Source organism: Paraburkholderia diazotrophica (genome assembly GCF_038900755.1).
Classification (GTDB): Bacteria; Pseudomonadota; Gammaproteobacteria; order Burkholderiales; family Burkholderiaceae; genus Paraburkholderia; species Paraburkholderia diazotrophica_A.
In genome coordinates, this window is the sequence record NZ_JBBPEN010000048.1 from 1 (window position 1) to 2,999 (window position 2,999).

Here is a 2,999-nt window from a genome sequence, read left to right on the forward strand (position 1 = left end):
TGACCCGAGCCAGTTGATTCAGATGCTGGCCGACGTTCTCGGGCTGGGTTTCGCCTTCTTCTGGCTTTGCTGGCCAGAAGAGGGCAACGACGGCGGGCTGAAGTCCGCCTGATGCACGAGTGACGCCACACCTTGCCCCGTCACTCGCGCGAGGCGGAGCAACGGCGTCGTCATGTTGCCGTTTGTGACCGTACAATCTTAAGCCAGCGCCGTTCCTCAGGAACGGCGCTTTTTTTTCGGTGCGCCAGGCATGGCGCGCAGCGCCGTGACTGGCGCTGTTCGGCTCGTTGTGGTGACGAGCTGGACGACTTGGGGGTGAAAGTCCTCTACACACCCGGCAAGGGGAAGTGTTAGCTGAACGGCAAGGGTGTCCGTCGCGAGGCGGAATCTGAAGGAAGCCGCAGGCAAAACGCTGGCCTGACGAACAGGAAGCGGATATGAGGCGGCGTAGCGGGGTGAGGTGGCCGAGATCACCAAAGCCCAATACTTGCACGGAACGCTACGACGTAAATCCGACAGGCATAAGCGTGAAGGTCGCGCGTCTTACCCTGGGAGGCCTGTGAGCCTGCCTTGTGCTACTGCCGTCGAGAGGCGGTGGGATGGGCTCATAGGAGTCAGCAGAGGTCGTATTAGTCGCTGGAACCGCAGCGGTGAAGGGCCGAACCTGTCACGAGTGGCAAGTCACGCGTGATCTCTGCGTGTCTGGACAGAAGCCCCGGCGTCGTGCCGGGGGCCTGCAACCTAGCTGGAGGGGCCGGAAGCCCGGAGAGCGGTTGAGGTGTCCATCGGATGCCGGGCGACACGATGCACGAAACAAGCTCAAGCGGCGGACTTGCGAGTCTGCCGCCGACAGGAAACGCCGGATACGTGATCCGTACGTCCGGTGTTGTGGGAGTTGCGCCTTGCAAGCGCATGAAATTCAGTCGCCTGAGATGGCGATCGCGGCAAAGCCTAGCCAGCAGCCGCGTACCGAGTCTTGCGTGGTGCCCGGTAACGGTCATTGCGAAGCGTAGACAGGGAGGTTGCAGGCCGGAACATCAGTGAACGGAAAGATAGCCCCGAAATCGATCGTGGTTGAAGTAGCCGACCCTATCTCCCAAAGGGGAAGACGGAATTCCGATACACGGCATGGCGAGTGTACTGGAGTGCTTCCGGGGTTCGTACCGCCAGCATGTAACCGAAGGGTTTTATGTGAACAAGGGAGATCCGTCAGGTTCAAGTGATGGTTGCTTGTAAGGTCAGACGGGCCGAGAAGGCAGGAAGACCTGACGACCTGACGGAAGTCAGACTGGCTGATAGTACTCTGAGGTCGGGAGAGCCGACTACACGGGGAAGCGGCCAGCAGAAGTTGAATCGTTCGTGGGCAACATGGACTCCATACAAAGGGAGGTAAGGTCTTTCATGCAAAGGGAAGAATCACCCGCCATGGAAACGGGACTCGAGCGAATAGCAGCAAAGGCCCGGTGTGAGCCAGGGCTCCGGTTTACCTCACTGGCCCATTACATAACGCCAGATCGGGTGTGGACGAATCTGTGGAAGATTCCGACTCGCTCGGCGGCGGGCGTGGATGGTCAGACGGTAACGCAGGCGAAGGAGAGCTTTGATAGCTGGATTGGGCCGATGGTCCAATCTGTGCACCGCAAGGGGTACCATGCGCCAGACATCCGGCGCGTGTACATTCCGAAGCCCGGCAAACAGGAGATGCGCCCGTTAGGCGTGCCGACTGTCGCGGACCGGGCGCTCCAGCGTAGCACCGCAGAGGTGCTGTCAGCCATTTATGAGCAGGATTTTATGTCGTGTTCGTTCGGCGGGCGGCCTGAACGGGGCGCCCACAAGGCGCTGGCAACCCTTACCGAGGTTATTGCTGGAGGTAAGGTGAGCTGGGTGCTGGAAGCGGATCTGAAGAACTTCTTCGGGAGCCTCAAACACGATTGGTTGCTTCGCTTCGTGGAACACCGGGTAGGAGATCACCGCCTGATCAGCCTGGTCCGGCGCTGGCTCAAAGCTGGCATTCTGGAAGATGGGCAAGTGCATCAAAACGAGGAGGGAACACCACAGGGTGGTTCGATCAGCGTCCTTTTAAGCAACGTGTATCTGCATTATGTGCTTGATCTGTGGTTTGAACGTGTGGTCAAGCGCCATCTGCAGGGCGAAGCGTATCTGGTACGTTACATCGACGATTTTGTGATGTGTTTCCAACACCAGTCAGATGCACTTCGTGTTCAGGACGCCTTGCGCAAGCGATTGGCGAAATTCGGTCTGACGCTCGAACCGACCAAAACCAAACTCGTCGCATTCGGTCGTTTTGCCCAACGGTACGCACGCAATCACGGGAAGCGGCGCCCAGAAACGATCTACTTTCTGGGCTTTACCCTGTATTGCACACGCAACCTGAAGGGCAATTTCAAGGTAGGTCTGCGCACAGAGAAGTCTCGTCTGCGGCGTAGCCTGGTAAACCTGCAGGACTTGATGCGCTCGGTACGGCATATGTCGATTCGGGAACAGGCGGACAAGCTAAATCGCGCATTACGCGGCCACTACACCTACTATGGCGTTGCCGGGAATTTCCGGGCCTTGCAGAAGGTTCATAGAGCGGTGGAGCGGTACTGGCGCAAAATGCTGAGTAGCCGGAGTCGTTCAGGCAGCGTGACCTGGGAGGCCTTCCAGGAGATCAAGAAGCGCTTTCCTTTGATGCGACCAAAGCTGTATCTGCCCTACCGGGCGCTGCAAGCTATCGCGGTGCTGTGAATCACGTCAACTTCTGAAGAGCGTAGTGCGGGAAATCTGCACGCTACGTTCTGTGGGAACCGGAGGCGGGTGACTGCCTCCGGTGACCCGGTGACGGCGGGGGCGACCCCGCCTCCTACCCGATTTGTCTCGGGCGCACCGGACAGGGGGATGACCCTCGTCGTGACACACAAAATGCGAAAGCGAGGTGGTTTTGCCGATGTTTCCAGGCTTCGTCGCGTTCGAACTACCCTAGACTCACCCCATCACCC

1 protein-coding gene is annotated in these 2,999 nt (G+C 58.8%); it reads left to right on the forward strand.

The window, feature by feature from the left end; genetic code table 11:
* Positions 1–1,425: 1,425 nt before the first annotated feature.
* Positions 1,426–2,748 carry a group II intron reverse transcriptase/maturase gene (ltrA, locus tag AABE10_RS36030; RefSeq protein WP_342937812.1) on the forward strand — a complete coding sequence of 441 codons (1,323 nt, stop codon included), beginning with the start codon at positions 1,426–1,428 and terminating at the stop codon, positions 2,746–2,748.
* The last annotated feature ends 251 nt before the right edge of the window (positions 2,749–2,999 follow it).

What these genes read in the sequence shown, in the direction of transcription:
- ltrA (WP_342937812.1), top strand. Translation starts at nt 1,426, where the DNA reads ATGGAAACGGGACTCGAGCGAATAGCAGCAAAGGCCCGGTGTGAGCCA.